Annotated in this window: 1 pseudogene; it reads right to left on the bottom strand. The window is 60.5% G+C overall.

Annotation, left to right across the window (positions count from 1 at the left end):
- Positions 1–210, bottom strand: a pseudogene (locus AC0L3P_RS40435) (IS110 family transposase); the annotation flags it as partial.

Below are 210 nucleotides of genomic sequence, written 5' to 3'. Positions count from 1 at the left end.
GTTTCGTTTGACGTAAGGCTTCACGTAGGCTGGCGGCATCATGCGGACAGCGTGGCCCAGCGCCGCGATCTCGCGTGCCCAGTGATGGGCACTCGCACAGGCCTCCATACCTACCAAGCAAGCTGGAAGGCTCCGAAAGAAGGGCAGAACCTGCGATCGCCGCAATGTGCGACGAACCAAGACTTTCCCGTTTTCGGCGATGCCGTGAAC

The sequence above is a fragment of the Bradyrhizobium sp. WSM4874 genome (assembly GCF_055811835.1).
This window is presented reverse-complemented; position numbering and strand designations above follow the sequence as displayed.